Annotated in this window: 21 protein-coding genes and 1 tRNA gene; 4 read left to right on the plus strand and 18 right to left on the minus strand. The window is 73.3% G+C overall.

The window, feature by feature from the left end:
- Positions 1 to 166: 166 nt before the first annotated feature.
- From AC2CJA_RS00335 to topA, 5 genes are all read right to left on the minus strand, one after another.
- Positions 167 to 240 (minus strand) — tRNA-Thr (locus AC2CJA_RS00335).
- A gap of 98 nt (positions 241 to 338) precedes the next feature.
- Positions 339 to 1943, minus strand: coding sequence for an alpha/beta hydrolase (locus tag AC2CJA_RS00340; RefSeq protein ID WP_484600587.1), 1605 nt, complete (start codon positions 1941 to 1943; stop codon positions 339 to 341).
- A gap of 75 nt (positions 1944 to 2018) precedes the next feature.
- On the minus strand, positions 2019 to 3269 hold the full coding sequence (locus AC2CJA_RS00345) for a DNA polymerase III subunit delta' (protein WP_484600588.1): 1251 nt from the start codon (positions 3267 to 3269) through the stop codon (positions 2019 to 2021).
- A 120-nt stretch (positions 3270 to 3389) separates the two neighbouring features.
- On the minus strand, positions 3390 to 6560 hold the full coding sequence (gene tmk / locus AC2CJA_RS00350) for a dTMP kinase (protein ID WP_484600589.1): 3171 nt from the start codon (positions 6558 to 6560) through the stop codon (positions 3390 to 3392).
- A 128-nt stretch (positions 6561 to 6688) separates the two neighbouring features.
- Positions 6689 to 9541 carry a type I DNA topoisomerase gene (topA, locus tag AC2CJA_RS00355; RefSeq protein ID WP_484600590.1) on the minus strand — a complete coding sequence of 951 codons (2853 nt, stop codon included), beginning with the start codon at positions 9539 to 9541 and terminating at the stop codon, positions 6689 to 6691.
- Between the two features lie 394 nt (positions 9542 to 9935).
- On the opposite strand from topA, the gene AC2CJA_RS00360 reads away from it, so the two are divergent.
- The 3 genes from AC2CJA_RS00360 (at position 9936) to AC2CJA_RS00370 (ending at position 11425) form a co-directional block, all read left to right on the plus strand.
- Positions 9936 to 10400: a TM2 domain-containing protein gene (locus tag AC2CJA_RS00360; RefSeq protein ID WP_484600591.1), complete on the plus strand. Its 465-nt coding sequence runs from the start codon at positions 9936 to 9938 to the stop codon at positions 10398 to 10400.
- Between the two features lie 5 nt (positions 10401 to 10405).
- Entirely contained in the window at positions 10406 to 10912 is a 507-nt protein-coding gene (locus AC2CJA_RS00365; RefSeq protein ID WP_484600592.1) for a DUF2752 domain-containing protein, read from the plus strand.
- Positions 10913 to 11179: 267 nt separating this feature from the next.
- Positions 11180 to 11425, plus strand: a complete 246-nt coding sequence (locus tag AC2CJA_RS00370) for a TM2 domain-containing protein (RefSeq protein WP_484600593.1) — start codon at positions 11180 to 11182, stop codon at positions 11423 to 11425.
- A 116-nt stretch (positions 11426 to 11541) separates the two neighbouring features.
- On the opposite strand, the gene AC2CJA_RS00375 is transcribed toward AC2CJA_RS00370, so the two are convergent.
- From AC2CJA_RS00375 to bldG, 6 genes are all read right to left on the minus strand, one after another.
- Positions 11542 to 11739, minus strand: coding sequence for a hypothetical protein (locus tag AC2CJA_RS00375; RefSeq protein ID WP_484600594.1), 198 nt, complete (start codon positions 11737 to 11739; stop codon positions 11542 to 11544).
- A gap of 120 nt (positions 11740 to 11859) precedes the next feature.
- On the minus strand, positions 11860 to 13455 hold the full coding sequence (locus AC2CJA_RS00380) for a DUF7059 domain-containing protein (RefSeq protein ID WP_484600595.1): 1596 nt from the start codon (positions 13453 to 13455) through the stop codon (positions 11860 to 11862).
- Positions 13456 to 13594: 139 nt separating this feature from the next.
- Positions 13595 to 14173, minus strand: coding sequence for a small secreted protein (locus AC2CJA_RS00385; RefSeq protein ID WP_484600596.1), 579 nt, complete (start codon positions 14171 to 14173; stop codon positions 13595 to 13597).
- Positions 14174 to 14296: 123 nt separating this feature from the next.
- Positions 14297 to 16789 carry a sodium-translocating pyrophosphatase gene (locus AC2CJA_RS00390; RefSeq protein WP_484600597.1) on the minus strand — a complete coding sequence of 831 codons (2493 nt, stop codon included), beginning with the start codon at positions 16787 to 16789 and terminating at the stop codon, positions 14297 to 14299.
- 406 nt (positions 16790 to 17195) lie between these two features.
- Positions 17196 to 17627: an ATP-binding protein gene (locus AC2CJA_RS00395; RefSeq protein ID WP_484600598.1), complete on the minus strand. Its 432-nt coding sequence runs from the start codon at positions 17625 to 17627 to the stop codon at positions 17196 to 17198.
- A 130-nt stretch (positions 17628 to 17757) separates the two neighbouring features.
- Positions 17758 to 18099: an anti-sigma factor antagonist BldG gene (bldG, locus tag AC2CJA_RS00400; protein ID WP_093657489.1), complete on the minus strand. Its 342-nt coding sequence runs from the start codon at positions 18097 to 18099 to the stop codon at positions 17758 to 17760.
- Between the two features lie 216 nt (positions 18100 to 18315).
- Here bldG and AC2CJA_RS00405 point away from each other — a divergent pair, with 216 nt between their 5' ends.
- Positions 18316 to 20727 carry a DEAD/DEAH box helicase gene (locus tag AC2CJA_RS00405; RefSeq protein WP_484600599.1) on the plus strand — a complete coding sequence of 804 codons (2412 nt, stop codon included), beginning with the start codon at positions 18316 to 18318 and terminating at the stop codon, positions 20725 to 20727.
- Here AC2CJA_RS00405 and AC2CJA_RS00410 read toward each other — a convergent pair.
- The 7 genes from AC2CJA_RS00410 to ssd form a co-directional block, all read right to left on the minus strand.
- A complete protein-coding gene (locus AC2CJA_RS00410) occupies positions 20651 to 21031 on the minus strand; it encodes an Rv3654c family TadE-like protein (RefSeq protein ID WP_484600600.1) in 381 nt (126 codons plus the stop codon). The genes AC2CJA_RS00405 and AC2CJA_RS00410 overlap by 77 nt on opposite strands.
- On the minus strand, positions 21015 to 21311 hold the full coding sequence (locus tag AC2CJA_RS00415; RefSeq protein ID WP_484600601.1) for a TadE family type IV pilus minor pilin: 297 nt from the start codon (positions 21309 to 21311) through the stop codon (positions 21015 to 21017). The genes AC2CJA_RS00410 and AC2CJA_RS00415 overlap by 17 nt, the downstream gene beginning before the upstream one ends.
- A 37-nt stretch (positions 21312 to 21348) precedes the next feature.
- Positions 21349 to 21465: a DUF4244 domain-containing protein gene (locus tag AC2CJA_RS00420; RefSeq protein ID WP_484600602.1), complete on the minus strand. Its 117-nt coding sequence runs from the start codon at positions 21463 to 21465 to the stop codon at positions 21349 to 21351.
- Positions 21466 to 21668: 203 nt separating this feature from the next.
- Complete coding sequence (locus tag AC2CJA_RS00425; protein ID WP_484600631.1) at positions 21669 to 22535, minus strand: type II secretion system F family protein; 867 nt, start codon at positions 22533 to 22535, stop codon at positions 21669 to 21671.
- 20 nt (positions 22536 to 22555) lie between these two features.
- Positions 22556 to 23407: a type II secretion system F family protein gene (locus tag AC2CJA_RS00430; protein WP_484600632.1), complete on the minus strand. Its 852-nt coding sequence runs from the start codon at positions 23405 to 23407 to the stop codon at positions 22556 to 22558.
- Between the two features lie 65 nt (positions 23408 to 23472).
- Positions 23473 to 24618, minus strand: coding sequence for a TadA family conjugal transfer-associated ATPase (locus AC2CJA_RS00435; RefSeq protein WP_484600633.1), 1146 nt, complete (start codon positions 24616 to 24618; stop codon positions 23473 to 23475).
- Positions 24619 to 24704: 86 nt separating this feature from the next.
- Positions 24705 to 25808 (minus strand): septum site-determining protein Ssd, encoded by a 1104-nt coding sequence (gene ssd, locus AC2CJA_RS00440; RefSeq protein ID WP_484600603.1) that lies wholly within the window; start codon positions 25806 to 25808, stop codon positions 24705 to 24707.
- Between the last annotated feature and the right edge of the window lie 227 nt (positions 25809 to 26035).

The following is a 26035-nucleotide window of genomic DNA, read 5'->3' on the forward strand; positions in this document are numbered from 1 at the left end:
GAACATCGCCGCCGGTCTCCGCCACAACGCCCGCGACCCTCGGCGACCCCTCGCGCTCCTCGGCCTCGGTTGATCACAAACCGGACGTCACTCGACTACGCCGAAGCCCTGCCCCCGAGCAACAGAAAACCCCAGGTCAGAGACTATCTGACCTGGGGTTCCTCGGAGCCGCCTAAGGGAATCGAACCCTTGACCTACGCATTACGAGTGCGTCGCTCTGGCCGACTGAGCTAAGGCGGCGATGCGTGCGGCGAACCACAGCGCGCCCAAGTCTACACAGTGCCCGGGGGTGCCCCGCACCGGATCCGGTGCGGGGCGCGGATCGGGGAGTCAGGGGGTCAGGAGCACTTCTTGCCGTCGGCGGGGACCTTCCCCTGCAGCAGGTAGGCGTTGACCGCCGAGTCGACGCAGTCGCTGCCGCGCACGTACGCCGTGTGGCCGTCGCCCTCGTAGGTCAGCAGGGTCGCCGAGGAGAGCTGCCCGGCCAGGCCCCGGGACCACTTGTACGGGGTCGCCGGGTCGCGGGCGGTGCCGACGACCAGGATCGGGGCGGCACCCTCGGCCTCGATGCGGCGGGGCTCGCCGGTGGGCGGGTGCTGCCAGTACGCGCAGTTCAGGGCCGTCCAGGCGAAGTTCCGGCCGAAGACGGGAGACGCCTCGCGGAAGTCGGGGACGGCCTTCTCCGCCGCGGCCGGGCCGGTGAAGGGTGCGGGCAGGTCCAGGCAGTTCACGGCGGCGTTGGCGTACATGATGTTGCCGTAGCCGCCGTCGGCGCCGCGCTCGTAGTAGTCGTCGGCCATCGACAGCAGCTCCGCGCCGTCGCCCTTCTGCGCGGCGGTGAGCGCCGAGCGCAGCTTCGGCCAGTAGTACTCGGTGTACATGGCGCTCAGCACGCCGATCGTGGCCAGCGACTCGGTCAGTTTCCGCGACTCGCCCGTGGCGACCGGCCTGTCGTCCGTCTTCTCGAAGAAGGCGCTCAGGCGCTCGCCCGCCTCCCTGGCGCTCCCGTTGCCGAGGGGGCAGTCGTCGAGCTTGACGCAGTCCTCGGCGAAGGCGGTGAAGGCCGTGTCGAAGCCCGCGGTCTGGTCGAGGTTGAGCTGCTCGGAGGTGAGGGAGGGATCCATGGCGCCGTCCAGGACGAGCCGGCCGACGCGGTACGGGAAGAGCCCGGCGTAGGTGGCGCCGAGGTAGGTGCCGTAGGAGGCACCGACGTAGGTCAGCCTGTCGTCGCCGAGCACCTGGCGCAGGACGTCCATGTCACGGGCCGCCTCGACGGTCGAGACGTGGCCGAGCAGGTCGCCCTCCCGCTTCTCGCAGCCCTCGGCGAACTTCTCGAAGGCCGCCGCCAGCTTGTCGATCTCGCCTTCGTCGTCGGGGGTGACGTCGGTGCGGACGTAGTCGTCCATCTCCTCGTCGGTCAGGCACTCGACGGGTTCGCTGCGGGCCACACCGCGCGGGTCCATGCCGACGATGTCGTACCGGGCGCGCACCGGGGCCGGGTAGCCGACGCCCGCCGCGAGCTGGACGTAGTCGACGGCGGAGCCGCCCGGGCCGCCCGGGTTGACGTGCAGGGCGCCCAGCCGCCCGCCCGGGCCGGAGGCCTTCTTGCGGGTGACGGCGAGCTTCAGGTCCTTCTCCGCGTCGGGCGCGGCATAGTCCAGGGGCACCTTGAGTTCGGCGCACTGGAAGCCGGAGACTCCGCACTTCTTCCAGCTCAGCTTCTGCTCGTAGTACGGCTCCAGGTTCGCCGGGATCGGCTCGGGCAGCGGCTGGAGCGGCTCGGCCGTGTTCACCGCGCGGTCGTCCGAGGGACGTGACGACGAACGGGAGGGCTCGGCGCCTCGCTCGGGCTCCGGATCGTCCGGACCGGAGCAGCCCGACAGCAACAGCGCGGCCGTCGCGAACGCGACGCCACCGGTACGGAGCAGACGCCTGGTGTCCATGACGTCGGAGCGTATACGGGCCGGGGCCGTCAGACGGTGAGCCGCCGCCGGAGTCCACGGCCGCGAAGGCGGGGGTCAGCCCGCGCGGAGCGCCACCGCCATCGCCTCAACGGCCAGCAGGGGGGCCACATTGCGCTCGATGGCGCGGCGGCACTCCAGTACCGCCTCCATGCGTCGCAGCGTCTGCTCCGGACGGGTGGAGGCGGCGATCCGTTCCACCGCGTCCCGGACGTCCTCGCCCGCGATCGCCGCCTGTGAACCGAGCTGGCGGACCAGCACGTCGCGGTAGAAGGCGGTGAGGTCGAGCAGGGCGAGGTCGAGGGAGTCGCGCTGGGCGCGGGTGGCGCGGCTCTTCTGCCGCTTCTCCAGGTCCTTCATCACTCCCGCCGTGCCGCGCGGCAGCCGGCCGCCCTCGGAGGCGCCGAGAGCCGCTCGCATCTCCTCGGTCTCCCTGGCGTCCACCTCCTCGACGGCCTCCTTGGCGTCCTCGCCGGCCGCGTCGACCAGTTGCTGGGCGGCCCGGAGCGCGTCGCCGATGTCGTCCATCCGGGTGGGCAGGGCGAGGACGGCGGCGCGGCGCGTACGGGCCCGCGCGTCGGTGGCCAGGCGCCGGGCCCTCTCGACGTGCCCCTGGGTGGCGCGGGCGGCGGCCACCGCCGTCTCCGGTTCGATGCCGTCGCGCCGGATCAGCATGTCGGCGACGGCGTCGACCGGAGGCGTGCGCAGCACCAGATGGCGGCAGCGGGAGCGGATGGTGGGCAGGACGTCGTCGGCCGAGGGCGCGCACAGCAGCCACACCGTGCGGGGGGCGGGCTCCTCCACGGCCTTGAGGAGCGCGTTGGCGGCCTGCTCGGTGAGCCGGTCGGCGGTCTCGTGGACGACCACCTGCCAGCGGCCCCCGGACGGGGAGAGCTGGGCGCGGCGCACCAGGTCGCGGGTGTCGCCGACGCCGGTGCTGAGCCCGGACGCGCGGACCACCTCGACGTCGGCGTGCGTGCCGATCAGCGCCGTGTGGCAGCCGTCGCAGAAGCCGCAGCCGGGTGCGCCGCCCAGGGCCCGGTCGGGACCGACGCACTGCAGGGCGGCGGCGAAGGCGCGGGCGGCGGTCGCCAGACCGCAGCCCGGGGGGCCGGTGAACAGCCAGGCGTGGGTCATCGCCGAGCCGGAGAGCCCGGACGTCTCCGGTGGTGTCGGAGCCTTCGACGGCGCTGTCCGGCCTCCCTCTCCGCCGGCGGCCGCCGTGACGTACGCGTCGGCGTCGCGCGCCGCCGCGGTGAGCTGCTCCACGATCCGGTCCTGCCCGACCAGGTCGTCCCATACGGCCATGTGTCCGTCGCCCTCCCTCCGCGCGCTGCTCCGGTCCGTCCGGCACCGGACGGCATCCCGGCCATTGTTCCGCACGGCTGTGACAGCCGCGGACGGCCGGTCCGCGGCGGCCCGCGGCCGTCAGTCCCGGCGTCCGCGCCGCCGGCCGTCCTCCTCGTCCTCGGTGAGCTCCTGGTGGGGGCCGAGGAGTTCGTCGGCGAGGGTGGGCAGGTCGTCCATCGGCGTCTCCTCCGCCCATTCGGGGCGGCGGCGGCGGGGGCGGCCCGCCTCGTCGACCTGCGGCAGCTCCCGGGTGCGCTCCTCCCCGGCCGCGGGCGGGGCGGCCGGGGGCTCGGTCCCGGGCTCGTCCTTGCGCAGCGACCACGACGGCGCCCGCTCCCCGGGCCTCACCCGCGGCAGCGGAGCGGTCTCGTCCGCGGGGGCCGCGGGCGTGTCCGCCGGGGGCGTCCGGGGGACCGGAGGAGCCGGGGGTGCCTGCTGCGGCAGGACGACCGTCTCCTCCGCGTCCGGCGGGACCCGCGGCAGGACGGCGGTCTCGTCGGCCTCGCTCCCGCCGTCTCCGGTGCCGGCACCGGTGTCCGGCGCCTCGTCCTTGCGCGGTGAGTGCCTGCGCACCGCCTCCGGGGACTCCCGGGACTCCCGCTCCCGGCGGGCCGCTTCCTCCGCCTCCGCGGCCCCGCGTGCCTGCTCGGCGCGGAGGAGGGCCTCCTCGGCCTTGCGCTGCCTCTCCAGCCGGCGCTCCTCGGCCTCGGCCCGCAACCGGGCCTCCTCCTCGGCCAGACGGCGCCTGCGTTCCCCCTCCCGGCGGCGGGCACGCTCCTCGGCCTCGCGGCGGGCGCGCTCCTCCTCCGCCTGGCGGCGGGCCTCCTCGGCACGCTGCCGGGCCTCCTCGGCCCTGCGCAGCTCCTCGCGGCGCCGGGCTTCCTCCTCCTCGCGCTTCCTGCGCTCCTCCTCCTCGGCGCGCAGCCGCTCCAGACGCTCCTGGCGCTCGCGCTCCAGGCGCTCCTCCTCGGCCTTGCGCGCGGCCTCCTCCTCCGCACGCCTGCGGGCCTCCTCCTCGGCCCTGCGACGCGCCTGCTCACGGGCGGCGATCTCGGCCTCGGACAGCGGCAGCACCTGGTCGAGCCGGTGCCGCACCACCGTGGTGACGGCCTCGGGCTCCAGGCCCGCGTCCACCACCAGGTAGCGGGTGGGGTCGGCGGCGGCCAGGGCGAGGAAGCCGGAACGGACCCGCCGGTGGAACTCGGCGGACTCCGACTCCAGCCGGTCGGGCGCCTCGGTGAACCGCTCGCGGGCGGTCTCCGGGGAGATGTCCAGCAGCACGGTCAGATGGGGTACGAGCCCGTCGGTGGCCCACCGGGAGATCCGGGCCACCTCCGTCGGCGACAGATCGCGCCCGGCGCCCTGGTAGGCGACGGAGGAGTCGATGTAGCGGTCGGTGATGACGACCGCGCCGCGCTCCAGGGCGGGACGGACCACCGAGTCCACGTGCTCGGCCCGGTCGGCGGCGTAGAGCAGGGCCTCGGCGCGGTGCGACAGACCGGCGGAGGAGACGTCCAGCAGGATCGAGCGCAGCCGCTTGCCGATCGGGGTCGCGCCCGGCTCGCGGGTGACGACGACCTCGTGGCCCTTGGAGCGGATCCACTCGGCCAGCGCCTCCACCTGCGTGGACTTGCCCGCGCCGTCGCCGCCCTCCAGGGCGATGAAGAAGCCGGTGGACGAGGGGGCCTGGGCCGGCTCGGCGCCGCCGCCGAACGCCTCGCGCAGATCGCGCCGCAGCGGCACGCCCTGCCGGTCGTCGAGGCGGACCAGGAGGAGGGCCGCCACCGGCAGCAGCAGCGCGCCGACCAGCATCAGCGTGAAGGCCGCGCCGCCGTGGGCGAAGACGAAGTCGCCGCTGTCGACCCGGTGCGGTCCGATGAGGCCCGCCGACACGGGTGCGGTGACGGCCGCGAGCACGACGCCGACGTGCACGGACGCGTGCAGGTGGTCGGTCATCCGGGCGTGGCGGGACTCCTCGGTCTCCCCGTCCAGGAGGGTGTGCCCGGTGTTCGCGGCGACTCCGGCGGACAGACCGGCGAGCAGGAGCAGCAGCAGCACGGCTGTGGTGTCGGGGGTCAGCCCGGCCGCGAGCAGGGCCAGGCCGGCCAGTGCGACGGAGAGGGCGAGCAGCCGCCTGCGGGACAGCGCGGGCAGTACGCGCGGGGCCCGGCGGGCGCCCGCGGCGGTGCCGCCGGTCAGCGCCAGGACGAACAGCCCGAACAGGACCGGGCCGCCGCCCAGGTCCATGGCGTGCAGCGCCGCGAGGGCGGCGGCCGCGGCGACGGCGGCGGCCACACAGGCGCCGGTCAGGACGAGCAGCGGCGCGGCGCCGGTGCGGCCCCTGTCCACGGACCCGCGGACGGGTTTGCCGTCCGCGCCCTGTTCCGGCCTGCCGGTGCGGGGGCGGCGCAGGCCCTCCAGCGGGGAGCGGGGGCGCGGGGTGTCGCCGCCGGGCAGGTGGAGGAAGTACAGCAGGGCGATCGACGCGGCGAACAGGCCGGCGGCGGCGTACGACGCCAGTGCCGCCTGGTGGGTGGTGAACCACTCGATGCCCGCGCCCAGCAGGTTGCCGACCAGGGTGATCGCGACCAGCCCCGCGGCGGCGGCCGGGATGGACAGGAAGTCCGTGCGCAGCCACAGGCGGCGCAGCGCGTCGTGGTGGTCCGGCAGGGGGCGCACCGCCGCACCCTCGGGGGGCGGCGCGGGCAGCAGCGTGGGGGCGGCGCTGTCCTTGGCCACGTTCCGGACGCGTTCGGCGACCCCGGTGAGGAAGACGGTGACCAGCACGAACGCGAACGCCTGGTCGGGGGTCCAGTCGATCCACAGCGGCGCGACGATCATCAGCGCCAGCCGTACGCCGTCCGCCCCGATCATGGTCCAGCGGCGGTCGAGCACACCGCCGGAGTCGGCGGTGAGGGAGGAGAGCGGGCCCAGCAGCACGGCGCCGAAGAGCAGGGAGGCCAGCAGCCGGACGGCGAGGACGGCGGTGACGGCGAGCGCCACGCCGCGGTAGCCGCCGCCCAGGACCGGAGCGCCGCCCATCGCCGGTACGGTGATGGCCGCCTGGAGGGCCAGCAGCACCAGGACCAGCAGGGCGAGGGCGTCACCGATCCCGCCGGCGAGCTGTGCGCCCCACAGCCGGCGCAGGGGGGCATGCCTCAGCAGGGCCCGTACGGCGCGCTCGCGGGAGTCCGCGGCCAGGGCGTCGGAGGTGGGGGACACGACCGGTGGCTGCTCTGCACGCGTCATCCGGCCAGCCTATCGGTCGGGGATGCGGGGGCGGCGATGCGGCCGGAGGAGCGGCCGGGGAAGCTGTTGCGGACGGACACGTGCGGAAGGTTCCCGCACGTGCCGTCCGTATGCCTGCCCTTGTGCGCCTACTCCGCGTCGGCCGCCGTCCCGCCTCCGGCGGTCCCCTTCGCCGCGGTCTTCCTGGCGGTCTTCTTCGCCGCGGTCTTCCTGGTCGCGGTCTTCTTGGCGGTCTTCTTCGCCGCGGTCTTCCTGGTCGCGGTCTTCTTGGCGGTCTTCTTCGCCGGCCCCTTGGCCCGCTTCTCCGCCAGCAGCTCGTACGCGCGCTCCGGCGTGATCGTCTCCACGTCGTCGTCACGGCGCAGTGTGGCGTTGGTCTCGCCGTCGGTGACGTACGGGCCGAAGCGGCCGTCCTTGACCACCACGGGGCGCTCGCTGGCCGGGTCGGTGCCCAGCTCCTTCAGCGGCGGCTTGGCCGCGGCCCGGCCGCGCTGCTTGGGCTGGGCGTAGATCGCCAGCGCCTCGTCCAGGGTGACGGTGAAGATCTGCTCCTCGCTCTGGAGCGAGCGGGAGTCGGTGCCCTTCTTCAGGTACGGGCCGTAGCGGCCGTTCTGCGCGGTGATCTCCTGGCCGCTCTCGGGGTCGGCGCCGACCACGCGCGGCAGGGAGAGCAGTTTCAGCGCGTCGTCGAGGGTGACGGTGTCCAGGGACATCGACTTCAGCAGCGAGGCCGTGCGCGGCTTGACGGCGTTCTTGCCCGTCCTGGGCGTGCCCTCGGGCAGCACCTCGGTGACGTACGGCCCGTAGCGGCCGTCCCTGGCCACGACGGGGCGGCCCGTATCCGGGTCGGTGCCCAGCTCGAACTCGCCGCTGGGTTTGGCCAGCAGCTCCCGGGCGTACTCCGCCGTCAGCTCGTCCGGCGGCAGGTCGGCGGGTACGTCGGCGCGGCGGCCGGTCTCGCCCTCGGCGGCCGGGGACTCCTCGACATAGGGGCCGTAGCGGCCCACCCGCAGCACGATCCCCTCCCCGACGGGGAAGGAGGAGACGCCCCGGGCGTCGATCGCGCCGAGGTCGGAGACCAGCTCCTTCAGTCCGCCGAGGTGGTCGCCGTCGCCGTTCCCGGCCGCCGCGGCGGCGGCGCCCTCGGCACCCGGCTCGTCGGTGCCGAAGTAGAAGCGGCGCAGCCACGGCACGGCCTCGGCCTCGCCGGCGGCGATGCGGTCGAGGTCGTCCTCCATCTTCGCGGTGAAGTCGTAGTCGACCAGGCGGCCGAAGTGCTTCTCCAGCAGGCCGACGACGGCGAAGGAGAGGAAGGAGGGGACGAGCGCGGTGCCCTTCTTGAAGACGTAGCCGCGGTCGAGGATGGTGCTGATGATCGACGCGTAGGTCGAGGGGCGCCCGATCTCGCGCTCCTCCAGCTCCTTGACCAGGGTGGCCTCGGTGTAGCGGGCCGGGGGCTTGGTGGCGTGGCCGTCCACCGACATCGCGGTGGCGGCCAGCCGGTCGCCCTCGTCGACGCGCGGCAGGCGGCGCTCGCGGTCGTCGAGGTCGGCGCCGGGGTCGTCGGCGCTCTCGACATAGGCTTTGAGGAAGCCGTGGAAGGTGATGATCTTGCCGGAGGCACTGAACTCGGCGTCCCGGCCGTCCGTAGCGCGGCCGCCGACCTTGACGGTGACGGACTGACCGGTGGCGTCCTTCATCTGGGAGGCGACCGTCCGCTTCCAGATCAGCTCGTACAGCCTGAACTGGTCGCCGGTCAGACCCGTCTCGGCGGGGGTGCGGAAGCGGTCGCCGGAGGGGCGGATCGCCTCGTGGGCCTCCTGCGCGTTCTTGACCTTGCTCGCGTAGGTGCGGGGGCGGTCGGGCAGGTAGTCGGCGCCGTAGAGCTGGGCGACCTGGGCGCGGGCGGCCGCGACGGCGGTGCCGGACAGGGTGGTGGAGTCCGTCCGCATGTAGGTGATGAAGCCGTTCTCGTACAGCTTCTGCGCCACCTGCATGGTCACCTTCGCGCCGAAGCCGAGCTTGCGGCTGGCCTCCTGCTGGAGGGTGGTCGTGCGGAAGGGGGCGTACGGCGAGCGGCGGTACGGCTTGGACTCCACCGAGCGGACGGTGAAGTCGGCTCCCTCCAGGGCGGCGGCCAGCGCGCGGGCGGCGGTCTCGTCCAGGTGCAGGACGTTCGCCCGGTCGCCGGAGCCGCCCTTGAGCCGGCCGTCGGGGCCGAAGTCGCGGCCCTGGGCGACGCGGCGGCCGTCCACGGTGCTCAGCCGGGCGGTGAGGGAGGCCGGGTCGGCCGCGTCACCGGCCACGTTGGCGCCGCCGGTGGCGAAGGTGCCGGTCAGGTCCCAGTACTCGGCGGAGCGGAAGGCGATGCGCTCGCGCTCGCGCTCGACGACCAGACGGGTGGCGACGGACTGCACACGGCCCGCCGACAGGCGCGGCATGACCTTCTTCCACAGCACCGGGGAGACCTCGTAGCCGTAGAGCCGGTCGAGGATGCGGCGGGTCTCCTGGGCGTCGACCAGGCGCTGGTTCAGCTCGCGGGTGTTGGAGACGGCGGCCCGGATGGCGTCCTTGGTGATCTCGTTGAAGACCATCCGGCGCACCGGGACCTTGGGCCTGAGCACCTCCTGGAGGTGCCAGGCGATGGCCTCGCCCTCGCGGTCCTCATCGGTGGCCAGGAAAAGCTCGTCGGACTCCGCCAGGAGCTGCTTGAGCTTCTTGACCTGGTCCTTCTTGTCGCTGTTGACGACGTACAGCGGCTCGAAGTCGTGGTCGACGTTGACGCCGAGCCGGGCCCAGGACTCGCCCTTGTACTTGGCGGGGACCTCGGCCGCTCCGTTCGGCAGGTCGCGGATGTGCCCGACGCTGGCCTCGACCACGTAGCCAGGACCGAGATAGCCCTTGATCGTCTTGGCCTTGGCCGGCGACTCGACGATCACGAGTCGGCGCCCGCCGTCTGCGGTCTTGCTGGTCGGGGACAACTTCTTCTCGCTCTTCTCCGGTCGGTGGTCCCGCTTCGTCGGGTCGGTCTGCTCTCGGCGTGTTTCACGCTTTCGTGCGGCTGCGCTGCTCTCGCTGCGGAGTGTGACGGTACCTCCCGCCCCCATGTCAAACGGGAAAAGTCCACAACGCCACTCGAACGGTAACCCGATGAGAGAACCATCTCCCGGTGTTCACCGGATCCGCCGTCCGGGTCTCCGCCGCCGCGGTCGCCGGAGCGCGGCGCCGGGCCGGTACCCGGCTCCCCGGGCCGTCCGGCGGAGCCTTCACCGCTCGGTTACTCGAACGGTAACCCGGCGGCCGCCATTCCTGCGCCCCGCACCGGCTGGCAAGATGTGGCCGTCTGTACGTCCCAGCCACACACCGGGGGAATCCATGTCCGACCCCAACAAGCAGAACCCGTACGGCCAGCCCCAGCAGCCGCAGAACAACCCCTACGCCCAGCAGCCGGGCCAGCCCGCGTACGGCTACCCGCAGCAGCCGGGCCAGCCCGGCCAGCCCGGGTACGGCTACCCGCAGCAGCCCGGCCAGCCGGAGTACGGCTACCCGCAGCAGCCCCCGCCGCCCGCCGCGGGCGGCTACACCGGCGATCCGAGCGCCCCGTACGGCTACGACCCCTACGGCCGCCCCTACTCCGACAAGTCCAAGGTCGTGGCCGGCGTCCTCTCGCTCTTCCTCGGCGGCTTCGGCATCGGGCGCTTCTACACCGGCCACACCGGTCTGGCCCTCGGCCAGCTGTTCACCTGCGGCGGCTGCGGCATCTGGTCGCTGATCGACGGGATCATGCTGCTCACCCAGGACAGCCCCACGGACGCGCAGGGCCGCGTACTGCGGAGCTGAGCACGATGGCCACTGCGACAGGCGGGACGGAAGCGGAGACGGAAGCGGAGACGGAAGCGGGGACGGAGAAGACCGAAGGGGCGGGAAGGAGCCGGGGTTCCGGGGTGCTCTCCCGGGCCGTGGGCACTCTCCGCGCCCACCCCGCCGCGCCGCCGCTGGGCGCGCTCGCGGCCGGTCTGGCCGGAGCGGCCTACCTGTGGGGGACCGATCCGCACCAGGCCGGTCAGTGGCTGCCGCGCTGCCCGTTCAACGCGGTGACCGGGCTGCTGTGCCCGGCGTGCGGCGGCACCCGCATGACCTACGACCTGATGCACGGCGATGTCGCCACCGCTTTCCAGGACAACGCCCTGCTGCTGACCCTCGGCGTCCCGGCCGCCGCGTACCTCGGCGGGCGCTGGCTGGTCGAGGGGCTGCGCGGGCGCCGCTACCGGCCGAAGCTGGGGAGGACCGGCACGGCGGTGGTGCTGGGGACGGCCGTGGTGTGGGCGGTGGTGCGCAACCTGGTCGGCTGAGTCCGGGCGGCCGCCTCCGTCCTGGCCCCTCTCGCCCGTCCCCCGCCGGTTCTCCCGTCGGTTCTCCCGCCGAAGTCGTGTGGCGAGAGCCGGTCACCGAACGTTTACGCAGGTAAGTGACGGTCTGTCGGATCACTGTTCGATCACGACCGCGGATGCGCCGCAACCCTTGCCGGGCTCCGGAGGTCTGGGATTCCGCCACGGCACGCCTGGTACATGACATCAGCGGCCGCGGCTGTCCCCGTCCGAAGCACGAAGGAGCCACCCATGGCGCTCCCCGGCACCGCGCCCAACGGCCGGCCGTACTCCGACAAGTCCAAGATCACCGCTGGTCTGCTGCAGATCTTCCTGGGTGGCCTGGGCATCGGCCGTTTCTACACCGGCCACACCGGCATGGCGATCGCACAGCTGCTGACCTGCGGCGGTCTGGGCTTCTGGTCGCTGATCGACGGGATCCTCTTCCTCACCGGCAACGACCGCACCGACAAGCAGGGCCGCGTCCTTCGCGGCTGAGGAGCGGCCGGTGACCGGAAGCCCCAAGGGCGCACGCACCCCGGCGGCCCGTATCTCCTGTCCTCAGGAGGCACGGGCCGCGCGTGCTCTCGGAGGCCGCCGCCGGGCCGGAGGGCTCACAGATGTGTGAACGTCCAGAGCCCGGCGGCCAGGAAGGCCGCGCCGAACACCGAGCCGAGCACGGCCGCGGTGACCTGCTCGGCCCCCTCGGCCACCGGCTCGCGCAGCCGTACCCGCACCGAGGTCCACAGCAGCAGTCCGGCGCCGAACAGGGTGAAGGCCGCTCCGGCGAAGACGGCGGGTCCGCTTTCCATGCGGAGCACGGTGGCACCCGCGGGGATCGCGGCGGCGAACGCCGGGTGAACGCCGTCCGGACAGCCGGGCGAGCTCCGGCCAAACGTCCGGCCCGCCCGTCCCCGCGGCTTCCGTCCCGCCTACTCCTCCCCCACGGGCAGCAGGAAACCCTGCTCGACCAGGAGCCGGATGGATTCCGGGGTACGGTCGCGCAACCCCACCGGGTCCTCGCCGAGGAGCTGGGCGATGGCGTCGACGATGCGGCCGGCCGGAAGCGATCCGTCGCACACGCCGGCGAAGCCCGCGCCGACGGTGTCCACCCTCGTCGCACGCCGCATACCGCGGTTCTGGCGGAGCACCACGTACTCCGGGTCGTCCGCGCCGGGCCTGCCAATCTGCTCCTGGGCGACCTCGTCGGCCAGCACGAAGCGGGTGGCGAGCAGAGCCGCGTCGTCCGCGGCGCGCAGGAAGTCCCGGCGCTCGAAGTGGGCGCGCACCTCCCCGCCCAGCGGCTGCTCCACCGGATGCGGCCACTCCTCGGCGGTGACCGACGGGTGCCGCGTACCCGACTTGCGCAGGGTGATCCAGCCGAAGCCGACACCGGTGGTGCCGCCGGCCTCGAACTCCTCCAGCCAGGCGTCGTAGTGCGCGGCGTACGCGGCCGGGTCGCCCAGGTGCTCGCCGGCGTCACGCAGCCACAGCTCGGCGTACTGGGCGGCGTCCTGCACCTCGCGCTGCACGATCCAGGCGTCGCAGCCCTCCGGCACCCAGGAGGCCAGCCGCTCGCGCCAGTCTCGGCCCTCGATGTGCCGCCAGTTGGCCAGCAGCTGGCAGTAGCCGCCGTCGGCGAGGTGGGTGGCGGAGCGCTCGACGAGGGTGCGGCACAGGTCGTCGCCGCCCATGCCGCTGTCGCGGTAGGTCAGGCGGGCGCCGTCCGCGGCACGGGGGGAGATGACGAAGGGCGGGTTGGAGACGATCAGGTCGTAGGGCGCCTCGCCCTCGACCGGCTCGAAGAGGGAGCCCTCGCGCAGATCGGCCTCGGGCGCGCCGGAGAGGGCGAGGGTGAGCCGGGTCAGACGCAGGGCGCGGGGGTTGAGATCGGTGGCGGTGACGGATTCGGCGTGCGGGGAGGCGTGCAGGGCCTGGACACCGGAGCCGGTGCCCAGGTCCAGGACGCGGGCCGCGGGGGTGCGCACGGTGATGCCCGCCAGCGTCGTCGAGGCGCCGCCGACGCCGAGGACGAGCCGCGATCGGCCGGCCGTAACCGCGGCCGTGCCCGTACCGGCGCCCTCGGCCGTGCGGATACCGCCCGCGCCGCCGACCGCGCAGCCGAGGTCGGAGACGATCCACCAGTTCAGCCCCTCCGGTCCGGCGTACGGGCGGACGTCCACGGTGGCGGAGACGGCGTCGCCGCTTCCGCCCGTGTCCCCCGCTTCGGCGTCGGAGGCGGTGTGGCGGCGCAGCCAGCCGTCGGCGAGGGCGTCGTCGGCGGGGAGCGCCGCGCGGGCGCGTTCGCGGGGCACCGGCCGCTGGAGCAGGAACAGCCGCACCAGCGTCTCCAGCCGCCCGCCGCCGCGCGTGGCGCGCAGCGCGGGGACGGTCTCGTTGCGGGCGAGGGCCGCGTAGGCGGGGGCGCCGAGGAGTTCCAGCAGCCCGTCGGGGGTGAAGCCGGCGTCGAGAAAGGCGTCGCGCAGCCGGGGGAGGGCGGGTCCGGGGGTGGGGAGGCGGTCACTCACCTCTCCATTGTCACGCGGAGCGCCCCGGCGTATGCGTACCCCCCACGCGCCCCTGTTTCCGGGCCGCTCCCGGCCTGCCCCGCCGGGCGGCCCGGTCTGCCGACTGTTTCCCGACTTTCCCGGTCCTCCCGGCCTTCCGCTACGCCGCCGAGGCGGACGGTGCCGGCGACGGCCTCCGGCAGCCCTTCTGACCCGCTATCGCCTCCTGGAGGTCGCCCTGCCGGAACTCGCCCAGCGCCTTCTCCACCTGGCCGAACTCCTTGGGAAGCTTGTCCATCTCCCCGGCGATCTCCTGCAGTCCGTCGGCGAACTCCGACTGGTCCTCCTCGTTCAGCGCCTCGGCCCGCTCACGGAGGTCCCCGTACGTGGCCGACAGCGCCTCGAGCCGGCTGATCGCGTTCTTCTGGATCCGGGAGCCGTCCTCCAGCGGCGGGACGCCCGCCTCGCGCACGGCGGTGGACAGGGCCTTGTAGGCGGTGGAGAGGTCGCCGAAGGCCTCCACATCGGTCTTCTTGACCTCTTCCGGGGCCTTGTCCCCCTCCGTGATCCGCGCGAGCGCCTGGTTGGCTCCGTCGATGGTCTTGTTCTGCTTCTGCAGCGAGTCGCAGTACTCCTGGGCCCAGCGCTCGGCCTTCTCGTCGATCTCGTCGCCGCACCCGCTCAGGGCGAGCACGAGCACCACGGTGCCGGACAGCGCGGCAGCAAGCTTCTTGTTCACTCCGGATCGATCCCTTCGTGGGTGTTCGGCCCGGAACATACACGCAGAAGGTTCGCCGACCGTGGACCAGTGGGGTGAATAGATCATACTTAAGGGCTTGGGCGCCCATTTGCGCCGGACTCCCTACGGCGCCGCCACCGGAGCGCCGGGATCCGAGGGGCCCGGCGTGTCCGGGGAGCCGGAGGAGCCCGGCGCACCGGAGGTACGTCCGGCCGCACCACCGGCGTCCTTCCCACCGTTCTCCCCGTCCTTACCACCGTCCTCGCCGTCCTCGCCGTCCTCGCCGCCGACCGCGATACCGCGCCGCCTGGAGACGTAGACCGCACCGACGATGACGCCGAGTGCGAGGACCGCGATGGCGGCCCGCATGCCGGCACTGGCGTCGTCACCGTAGCCGAGCTGCACCACGGCGGGCGCGATCAGCAGCGCCACCAGGTTCATCACCTTCAGCAGCGGGTTGATCGCGGGGCCCGCGGTGTCCTTGAACGGGTCGCCGACCGTGTCGCCGATGACCGTCGCGGCGTGCGCCTCACTGCCCTTGCCGCCGTGGTGGCCGTCCTCGACCAGCTTCTTGGCGTTGTCCCAGGCCCCACCGGAGTTGGCGAGGAAGACCGCCATCAGCGTGCCCGCGCCGATGGCGCCGGCGAGGAAGGAGCCGAGTGCGCCGACCCCGAGCGTGAAGCCGACCGCTATGGGCGCCATGACGGCCAGCAGGCCGGGGGTGGCCAGCTCGCGCAGTGCGTCCTTGGTGCAGATGTCCACCACCCGGCCGTACTCGGGCTCCTCGCTGTAATCCATGATCCCGGGCCGCTCGCGGAACTGGCGCCGCACCTCGAATACCACCGATCCCGCCGACCGGGAGACGGCGTTGATCGCCAGCCCGGAGAAGAGGAAGACCACGGAGGCCCCGAGGATCAGGCCGACCAGGTTGTTCGGCTGCGAGATGTCCAGGCTCAGGCCCAGTTCCCCGGCCCTGGCGCCCGCGTCCGACACGGCGCCGGCGATCGCGTCGCGGTAGGAGCCGAAGAGGGCCGCGGCTGCCAGCACCGCGGTGGCGATGGCGATGCCCTTGGTGATGGCCTTGGTGGTGTTGCCCACCGCGTCGAGGTCGGTGAGCACCTGGGCGCCCGCGCCCTCGACGTCGCCGGACATCTCGGCGATGCCCTGCGCGTTGTCGGACACCGGGCCGAAGGTGTCCATCGCGACGATGACGCCGACGGTGGTGAGCAGACCGGTGCCCGCCAGGGCTACGGCGAACAGCGCCAGCATGATGGAGGCGCCGCCCAGCAGGAAGGCGCCGTAGACGCTGAGGGCGATCAGCAGCGCCGTGTAGACCGCGGACTCCAGCCCGATGGAGACGCCGGAGAGAACCACGGTGGCAGGACCGGTCAGCGAGGTCTTGCCGATGTCGCGCACGGGCCTGCGGCTCGGCTCCGTGAAGTAGCCGGTGAGCTGCTGGATGAGCGCGGCGAGCACGATGCCGATGGCGACCGAGACCAGCGCGAAGACGCGTGGGTCGCCACCGTGGCCGGCGATGGCGGTGTCGGTGACGCCCTCCAGTTCGCCGAAGCTGCCCGGCAGGTAGGCGAAGGCCGCGACGGCCACCAGGACCAGGGAGATCACCGCCGAGACGAAGAAGCCGCGGTTGATGGCGGTCATGCCGCTGCGGTCGGCGCGGCGCGGGGCGACCGCGAAGACGCCGATCATGGCGGTGAGGACGCCGATCGCCGGGACGAGCAGGGGGAAGACCAGCCCCGAATCGCCGAAGGCGACCGTGCCCAGGATGAGTGCGGCCACCAGGGTGACGGCGTAGGACTCGAAGAGGTCGGCGGCCATGCCCGCGCAGTCGCCGACATTGTCGCCGACGTTGTCCGCGATGGTGGCGGCGTTGCGCGGGTCGTCCTCGGGGATGCCCTTCTCGACCTTGCCGACGAGATCCGCGCCCACGTCGGCGGCCTTGGTGAAGATGCCGCCGCCCACTCGCATGAACATCGCGATCAGGGCGGCTCCCAGGCCGAAGCCCTCCAGCACCTTGGGCGCGTCGGCGGCGTAGACGAGCACCACGACGGCGGCGCCGAGCAGACCGAGGCCGACGGTGAACATACCGACGACCCCGCCCGTACGGAAAGCGATCTTCATCGCCCGGTGGGAGACCTCGGTCAGGTCCTTCGCGGGTTCTCCCTCACCGGGGGCCGCCTCCCTGGCGGCTGCCGCGACCCGTACGTTGCTGCGTACGGCCAGCCACATACCGATATAGCCGGTGGCCGCCGAGAAAGCGGCGCCGACCAGGAAGAACATCGAGCGTCCGATTCGCTGTCCCATACCGTCGGCCGGGAGCAACATCAACAGGAAGAAGACCGCGACGGCGAATATGCCGAGAGTCCGCAACTGCCGCGCGAGGTAGGCGTTCGCGCCCTCCTGTACGGCGGATGCGATCTTCTTCATACTGTCGGTGCCCTCGCCCGCGGCGAGCACTTGACGTACCAGCACCACGGCGACCGCCAGGGCTGCCGCGGCGACGAGCGCGATCACCAGCACCAGGCCGCGATTGCCGCTGGTGAGCACGGCATCGGCCAGTTGTAGCCGGTTCTGGAGAGGGGTGTGGTGCCCCGCCATTCGTCCTCCTTGACGTTTGGCACATGGGCGCGCGCAAGCACGCTCAGGCGTCCTGCTGCAAAGATGTGGACGGATTGTAGGGAGCTGCTTCGGCTCACAACAGAGTGCGGTATTTCCTGCCGGTCCGCACCCGCAAAGATCGAATAGCGGGCACCGAAAAGAATTCCCCTGAACAGCCGATTCATTCCTCTCCGGCGTCGTGGAATAAAAGATCTCGGAATACCGGAAGGGCCCCCGCCGGGGCGCGGACGCGGGTGTGCGCAGGTCGGCCGCGGCGGAACGGAGGCGGGCCGCGGCGGGTCCGACGGGGCCGGACACGAGTAAGGCGCCCCGGGAAGGGACGCCTTGGCCGGCTCGAAAGAGCCGCAGGCCGAGCGGCCTCGCGGACGGACGGGCCGCAGGGTGGTCAGACGAGCGACTCGGGGCTGGTCGGCCAGCTCATCCGGATCAGACCGCCGCGCTCGTCGGCGGTCACCTCGAAGTCGTCCACCAGCCCGCTGATCACCGCGAGCCCCATGTCGACCTCGTCGTCGCCCTCGGCGCCGTCACCGCCGCCGGGAGAGCGACGGGCGGCGCCCTGCGTCCCCTGGGGGGCGTCGTCGCCCACCTCGATGCGGAAGGCCTTCTCGTCCTCGGTCAGCGCCACCCGGACGGGTGTTTCGAGTCCGTGACCGACGTGAAGGCCGACCGCTCTGCTGCATGCCTCGCCCACCGCGAGCCGTACCTCGTCCAGTACGGCGTCGTCGACACCGGCCCGGCGCGCCACGGCGGCCGCCACCAGACGTGCCGTCCTCACATGCTCGGGCAGCGCGCTGAAGCGCAGTTCGACGGTGGCCATGTCATCCCCCTCGGTAATGCCTGCGGTCACCCGGTGGCCTGGTACCTGACGGCCGTACGGGGGCACCGGTCCGGCAGCGGGCCGGTCCGGCGCCCCCGGACGCCTTGTACGGGCTTGCTCGGCTCGTCTCTCAGTCGGTGGCCGCCACGGCCTCGTCGACCGAGGTGTGGATGGGGAACACCTTGGTCAGGCCGGTGATACGGAAGATCTTGAGAATGCGCTCCTGGTTGCAGACCAGGCGCAGCGACCCCTCGTGGGCACGCACGCGCTTGAGTCCGCCGACGAGCACACCGAGGCCGGTGGAGTCGAGGAAGTCAACGCCCTCCATGTCCACGACCAGGTGGTAGCTGCCGTCGTTCACCAGCTCGACCAGCTGCTCACGCAACTTGGGCGCGGTGTATACATCGATCTCGCCACCCACCGAGACGATCGTGCGATCGCCGACGGTACGGGTCGACAGGGACAGGTCCACAGATCCTCCAGCACCTTGCTATCGAGCGGTCCGCCCCCTTGGCTCCTCCTCACCGGAAGGTGAGGACGGGCCATCCCCACCGGACGTGGGGAGATCGTCTCCCCGCCGAAGGTAGAGGACGGATCGGCAGCCGCAGAAGCATTCAATCACTTACCCGGGGGCCTGCACGACGCCTTGCGACCATTGTCCGTCGCGCCGGTGACACACTCGATTCCGATGGCCACCAACCACCGCGCGACGTCTGCAGGCGCACGTCCCCCGTCCCCGTCTCCCCGAACGGTCCTCGAAAGCCTTGCCGCAGGGGCGGACCGGGCCGTGCGCATCACCCATGTGGAGCACTTGCCCCCGCGGAACGGTCGTCATGCGGACTGGCCTGGTCAGATTCGGCCGGAAGTGATCGACGCGATTCGCGCCGCCGGCATCGACCGTCCGTGGGAGCATCAGGCCCGCGCCGCCGGGTACGCGCTGCGAGGGGAATCGGTGGTGATCGCCACCGGCACTGCGTCCGGCAAGTCGCTGGCCTATCTGGCTCCGGTGCTCAGCGTGCTGCTGGAGGGCGCGCAGGCTCCGAACGGACGCGGCACCACCACTCTCTACCTCGCCCCGACCAAGGCGCTGGCCGCCGACCAGCGGCGGACCGTGGGCGAACTGGCCGCCCCGCTGGGCAGCGCCGTACGCCCGGCGGTCTACGACGGTGACACCCCTTTCGAGGAGCGCGAATGGGTGCGGCAGTACGCCAACCACGTACTCACCAACCCCGACATGCTGCACCGCGGGATACTCCCCGCCCACCCCCGCTGGTCCTCCTTCCTGCGCGCCCTGCGCTATGTGGTCGTCGACGAGTGCCACACCTACCGCGGTGTGTTCGGCTCCCACGTCGCCCAGGTGCTGCGCCGGCTGCGGCGCGTGTGTGCCCGCTACGGCTCCGAACCGGTCTTCCTGCTGGCCTCCGCCACGGCCGCCGAACCGGGTGAGGCCGCCACCCGCCTCACGGGCCTGCCCGTGACCGAGATCACCGAGGACGCCTCCCCGCGCGGCGAGGTGGTCTTCGCCCTCTGGGAGCCCCCGCTGACGGAGATGCACGGTGAGCGCGGCGCCCCGGTACGGCGGACCGCCACCGCCGAGGCCGCCGACCTCCTCACCGACCTCGCCGTCCAGGGCGTGCGGACCGTCGCCTTCGTACGCTCCCGACGCGGCGCCGAGCTGATCTCGCTGATCACCCAGGAGCGGCTGTCCGAGGTGGACCGCTCCCTGGCCGGACGGATCGCCGCCTACCGGGGCGGCTACCTGCCCGAGGAGCGCCGCGCACTGGAGCGATCACTGCACTCCGGTGAACTCCTCGGACTGGCCGCCACCACCGCCCTCGAACTCGGTATCGACGTGTCCGGCCTCGACGCCGTGATCCTGGCCGGCTATCCCGGCACCCGCGCCTCCCTGTGGCAGCAGGCCGGGCGCGCCGGACGGGCGGGCCAGGGCGCCCTGGCCGTCCTCGTCGCCCGGGACGACCCACTGGACACCTACCTCGTACACCACCCCGACGCGGTCTTCCGCCGCCCCGTGGAGTCCACCGTCCTGGATCCGGACAACCCCTACGTCCTCACCCCCCATCTGTGCGCCGCGGCGGCGGAGGCACCCCTCACCGAAGCGGATTTCGAGCTGTTCGGGCCGGCCGTACCCGATCTGATGCCGTTGCTGGAACGGCGCGGACTGCTACGCCGACGGAAGACCGGCTGGTACTGGACCCGCCGCGAGCGGGCCACCGATCTCACCGACATCCGCGGCCAGGGCGGCCGGCCCGTCCAGGTGGTGGAGGACGGCACCGGGCGGCTGCTGGGCACGGTCGACGCCGCGGCGGCCCACACCACCGTCCACGACGGCGCGGTCCACCTCCACCAGGGCCGTACCTATGTGGTCCGCCGCCTCGACCTGGAGGACTCGGTCGCCCTGGTCGAGGAGGCGAGCCCACCCTGGACGACGATGGCCAGGGACACCACCTCGGTCTCCGTGCTGGAGACCGACACCGAGATCCCCTGGGGCGGGGCACGGCTGTGCTTCGGCTCGGTCGAGGTCACCAACCGGGTCGTCTCCTACCTGCGCCGCAGGCTCGTCACCGGCGAGGTGCTCGGCGAGTCCGGACTGGACCTGCCGCCGCGCACCCTGCGCACCCGCGCGGTGTGGTGGACGGTCACCGAGGACCAGCTCGACGCCGCCCGGATCGGCCCCGAGACACTGCCCGGCGCCCTGCACGCCGCAGAGCACGCCTCCATCGGCATGCTGCCGCTCTTCGCCACCTGCGACCGCTGGGACATCGGCGGCGTCTCGGTGCCGCTGCATCCCGACACCCTGCTGCCGACGGTCTTCGTCTACGACGGACACCCCGGCGGCGCCGGCTTCGCGGAACGCGCCTTCCACACCGCCCGCGACTGGCTGACCGCGACCCGCCGGGCCATCGCCGCGTGCGAGTGCGACAGCGGCTGCCCTTCGTGCATCCAGTCGCCCAAGTGCGGCAACGGCAACGATCCCCTGCACAAGCGCGGCGCGATACGGCTTCTCACGGAGTTGCTGCGGCAGGTCCCGCCCGAGCCCTCACCCCGGCGGAGTACGGACCCGACCGCACCCGCACCGTGAGGTCCGCGACCTCCTCCCGTACCCGGCAGCGCACCACCCTCGCCCGCTGCGCGGCTGCCACCCGCCGCGCGGCGGCACACGCCTCCTCAACGCCCCGAAGAGCGTGATCGGCCGCCGCGAGCGCTGCCGCGTCCGCCGCCGCGCCCGCGCGGTGGCGCGTGACGACGGCCTGTCCCAGCCCCAGTACGCCCGCCGCCACCGTGCACAGCACCAGCCCGCACAGCGCGGCCCACACCGTGGCCGAGCCCCGTTCCCGGGAACGGGCGCCGCCGGGAGCCGGCCGGCGATCACCCCGGTTCCGCATACGCCACCGCCTCAGCCTCCAGTTCCAGGCCGACCGGGCCGGGACCTGCCGTCCTCGCCGTGACCCGTACCCGCACCAGCTCACCCTCCCTGGACGTCTCCAGTTCCGCTCCCCGCGGCGCGACCTCCCGCACGGCTCGGCGGACCTTCTCAGGCGGCTCGCCCCTCGCCACCGCCCGCGCTCCCGCACCCGCCGCGTCCACGCAGCGCACCTGTGCGACCACCGCGGCCCCACCCCACAGCAGCAGACCGAGCAGAGCGACCAGGGTGGGGACCACCACGGCGGTCTCCGCAGTGACATAGCCCCCGTCACGCCTTTCAGAAACCCGCATCGAGCGCACGCTCGATCAGCTGTCGCATCGCCGTGGAGACCGGGCCACTGGTGACGATTTTGTAGAGCACCGCCGCGAAACCCGCGGCGGCGATCGTGCCCACCGCGTACTCCGCCGTGCTCATTCCCGCCTGTGCGTCCCGGTCGCGGGCTCCACACGTCCTCCGGCCGGTCCACACCGCCGTCCGGCTCCGCACAGCCCGTGCCCGCATCGCTCGTCCTCCTGTCGATCGTTCCCGCATGACCCGCTCCTCCATCTCGTTTGTCCGTACCGACTCCGCGTCCGCCGCGGCCCGTGCCGTGCGGTTCACAGCAGCGATCGCGCCAGACCGATGACCACCGGAACCACACCCGCCAGCAGAAAGGCGGGCAGGAAGCACAGCCCCAGCGGTCCGGTGACCAGGACCGCGGCCCGCCGTGCCCGCTCCGTGGCCGCCCGGGCTTGCCGGGCCCGGCACTCGGCGGCCAGACGACCCACCGGTTCGACCGCAGGCACACCGGTCGTCCCCGCCCGTTCCAGGCACCGGGCCAGCCCCGCCGCCCCCGGCAGTTCGCCCAGCCGCGCCCAGACGGCCACCGGATCGCCGCCGAGCCGCAGTTCGGCCGAAGCCCGCACCAACCTCTCGCCAAGGGGGCCACCCACCGAGCCGCCCACCGCACCGGCCGCCTCTTCCGGCCCCGACCCGGCCGCCAGGCAGGCGGCCAGGAGTTCCGCGGTGATCGGTAGTTGTCCTGTCACCGACGACTCGACATCCGAATGCGATCTCGCACCCCATGTGCCATCATGGCGTTGCTTTGAGGCATTTCCTCGCGCCCTCTTCTCCCGCAGCAGGCGCCGCGCGCCGTACGCCGCGGCCGTCCCGAGCAGACAGCCGACCGGGCCTCCGACCAGGGCGACCCCCAGGGCGACGGCCCCGGTCATAGCGGCCGCCTCCCGGGCCGAAGATCGCCACACTCCGGTTACGCGCAGCACCTTCCGCACTCCGGCCCCGGTATCGCCCCGGGACCGGGCTCCGGCTGCCGGCAGATCCACCGACCGGCGCCGGCGAAGCCGCCGCACCCGGCCGGCCGCCGACACCCCGCCGAGCAGACACAGCGCGGCGACCGAGAGGGACAGCGCGGGCAACCGCGGCGGCGGGAGCGACGCGGAAGACCCCGCACACACTGTCCACATACTGTGGACAAATCCGCCGCTCATCTCCGCCCGCCCTCCTCCGCCCTTCGGACGATCCGGGAAACCCATGCCAGTCCGGCCCACTCCAGCAACCCGGCGCCGACCAGACAGGCCCAACCGGCCGGGCTGTGGAGCAGTACGTGCAGTGGCCTCGCTCCCATCGCACCGCCCAGCAGCAGCCCGAAGAACGGCAGCAGCGCCAGGACCAGAGCCGTGGACCGCGGCCCGGCCAACTGCGCCCGCAGTTCCTCCCGCCGGTCGCGCTCCGCCCGCAGTGAACCGGCCACCCGGTCCAGCCCGTCCGCGAGGCCCGCGCCCCTGTCCACCGCCACCCGCCAGCAGGCGGCCATTCCGCCGAGCCCTTCCGCCCCCTCCCGCCGAGCCGCCTGCCGCAGCGCCTCCGGCACGTCCCCTCCGAACCGGGCCGCCGCCAACACCGCCGCCCCCGCGCCCCCGAAGCCGGGCATGCCGGCCGCCAGCAGGGCCCGCTCCGGTGTGCGTCCGGCCCGCAGTTCGCCCGCGACCGCCGAGCACAGGGCGATGACAGTCGCCTCCCTCGCTCTCCCCGTACGGCGGCGCTCCCGTGCCCGCAGCCGGCGATCGAGCAGCGGCACCGCCACCACACCGGCCGGCAGCGGCAGTACCGACTCCCCCAGCAGCGCCAGCAGGACACCCGCCGCCAGGCACCACCACGCAGGGCCCACCCGGGCTCCGGCCCCGCGCGCCGTCCGGACGAAGGCCTCCACGGCACCACCTGCCGAGCCGCCCCACCGTGACACCGGCTCGACGCAGTCGGCGCGCAGCAGCCGGGCCCTCCGCGCCCTCTCCCCGGACCGGCCCAGCATCCGGTTCACCGCTCCGGCGCACACCATCACCGCGCAGACCGAACCCGCGTACACCACTTCGGGCTGCGCCCCCGCCTGTACTCCGGCCGCCGTCACAGCTCACCGCCGCCCCGCGCGCACGACCGCTCCAGACTCGGCCAGCCCCGTTCCCGCACGAAGCCCTCCGGTCCCCGGACAGCGGCGGGCACCGTCGCCACCAGGCCGTACCGGTCCTGTTCCAGCACATGGATCTCGGCGATCCGCCTCCGGCCCCGGCGGTCCCTCACCAGGTGGACAACCACCGACAACGCCGCCGCGAGCTGGCTGTGCAGCGCCGTCCGGTCGAGACCCGCCGTGGTACCCAGTGCCTCCAGCCGGGCCGGCACATCGGCCGCCGCGTTGGCATGGACCGTCCCGCAGCCGCCCTCATGCCCCGTATTCAGCGCGGCCAGCAGATCCGTCACCTCAGCGCCGCGCACCTCACCGACCACGAGCCGGTCAGGCCGCATGCGCAGCGCCTGCCGCACCAGGTCCCGCAGGGTGACGCGGCCCGCGCCCTCCTGGTTGGCCGGACGCGTCTCCAGTCGCACCACATGCGGATGGTCGGGGCGCAGTTCGGCCGAGTCCTCGGCCAGGACGATCCGCTCCTTCGGCCCCACCAGCCCCAGCAGACTCGACAGCAAGGTCGTCTTCCCCGACCCCGTCCCACCGCTGACCAGGAACGACAGCCTGGCGTCCAGGATCGCCCTCAGCAAGGTCTCCCCGCCCGGAGGCACCGTACCGGCCGCCGTCAGCTCCGGCAGGGCGAAAGCCCGCGGCCGTACCACCCGTAGGGACAGGCATGTACAGCCCACCGCCACCGGGGGCAGCACCGCGTGCAGCCGGGTCCCGTCCGGAAGCCGGGCATCCACCCAGGGACGGGCGTCGTCCAGCCGCCGCCCCGCCGAGGTGGCCAGCCGCTGTGCGAGTCTGCGCACCGCCGCCGCATCGGGGAAACGGACGGCGGTGCGCTCCACTCCGCCACCGCGGTCCACCCAGACCTCGTCCGGAGCGGTCACCAGGACGTCCGTGACCTCCGGCTCGGCCAGCAGCGGCTCCAGAGGCCCGGCGCCGACCATCTCCGAGCGCAGCGCCTCCACCACGCCCAGCACCGCACTGTCCCCGAGTAGCCGCCCCTGGGCCCGCAGGGCCGCCGCGACCCGGGCGGGCGTGGGTTCCGCGCCGGCTTCAGCCAGCCGCAGACGTACCGCGTCCACCAGCGTCCGCGGAGCGGGTGTCCCGCCGTACGCGTGAGCGCGCGCATCCGATTCACCGCGCGCGGTCCTCCGACCGTCCGTGCGCACACTCACGCGGCCACGCTCCCCCGGCCATCGGCGGGCCGTGCCCTGCCGCTCTCCGGCAGTGCGCGGGCCCAGAATTCCGTGCAGAACCGGGCCAGCGGGCCACGCACGTCCGTGCCGGGCGGACGGCCTGCGTCCACCGCGTCCGTCAACCCTCCTTCGGAGGGCATCTCGCCGACCAGCCGCAGCCCCAGCAGACGGGCGATCTCGTCTCCCTCCAGTCCCGGTCCGAAGGGGCCACGCACCACCGCCCGCAGATCCCGCAGCACCAAGCTCACCCGGGAGGCGACCCGCTGCGCCGCCGCGACGGCCCGTAGCTCGGCGGGCACGACCAACAGGCCGAGGTCGAGTTGCGCCAGCACCTCGGCAACGGTCTCGTCCAGTTGCCTCGGCAGATCCACCACGACCACTCCGCCGCGCCGCCTGGCCGCTCCCAGGACCGCGCGCACCGCCTCCGGCGGGACGGCCGCGCTCTCCCCTCTGTCCCAGCTGAGCAGCCGCAGACCGTGCAGAGTGGGCAGGGATTCCTCCAGAGCCGCGCCGCCGACCCGGCCGCGCGAGTCGGCGAACGCAGGCCAGCGCAGTCCCTCCGCCCGCTCCCCGCCGAGCAGCACATCGAGCCCGCCGCCGAGCGGATCACCGTCGACGAGCATCGTGCGGTGTCCCGCACGCGCGGCCGTGAGGGCCAGCGCGCAGGCCAGAGTGGAGGCCCCGGCCCCGCCGCGTCCGCCCATCACCCCGACGGTCAGTGCCTGCCGTCCGACACCCTCGGCCGCGTCGGCGATCCGGCCGGTGAGCCACGACTCGCCGTCGGGCAGGAGCACCACGTGCTCCGCTCCGACCCCCACACCACGCCGCCAGATGCCGGGGTCGTCCAGGTCCCGGCCGATGAGCAGCACACCCGGTCGGCGCGCGGGCGCACGCGCCGACCGGGACAGCGCGTCGGCCCGGTCGTCGCCGATCAGCACCAGCGGGGCGTTCCCCCATCGCCCCGGGGCCGGGGGCACGCCGTGCGCCACCTCCGCCTCGGCCCCGGCCGCCGCGCACAGGCGCAGCAGATCGTCCAGCAGTTTCTCGTCCTCGGTGACGATCAGGATGCTTCCGGTCACGTCCCGTTCCCCTTCCGGATTCTCGCTCTCCAGTTCGCGGTGGCTCCGCGAACTCCGTGCTCAAACACCGTGCCGGGGAACGGAAAAACTCGTTGATCTTGGTCTAAATACGTGGACAACTCGGCAGTTGTGAATAACTCGCTCACCCAAACGAGTGACTCCACACGAGCGGGCTGACGAATACGGAGAGTGACCGACCACAGAGGGAGGGGGCTCGCGCCGCCGCG

It is taken from the genome of Streptomyces sp. ATLC9, assembly GCF_057196705.1.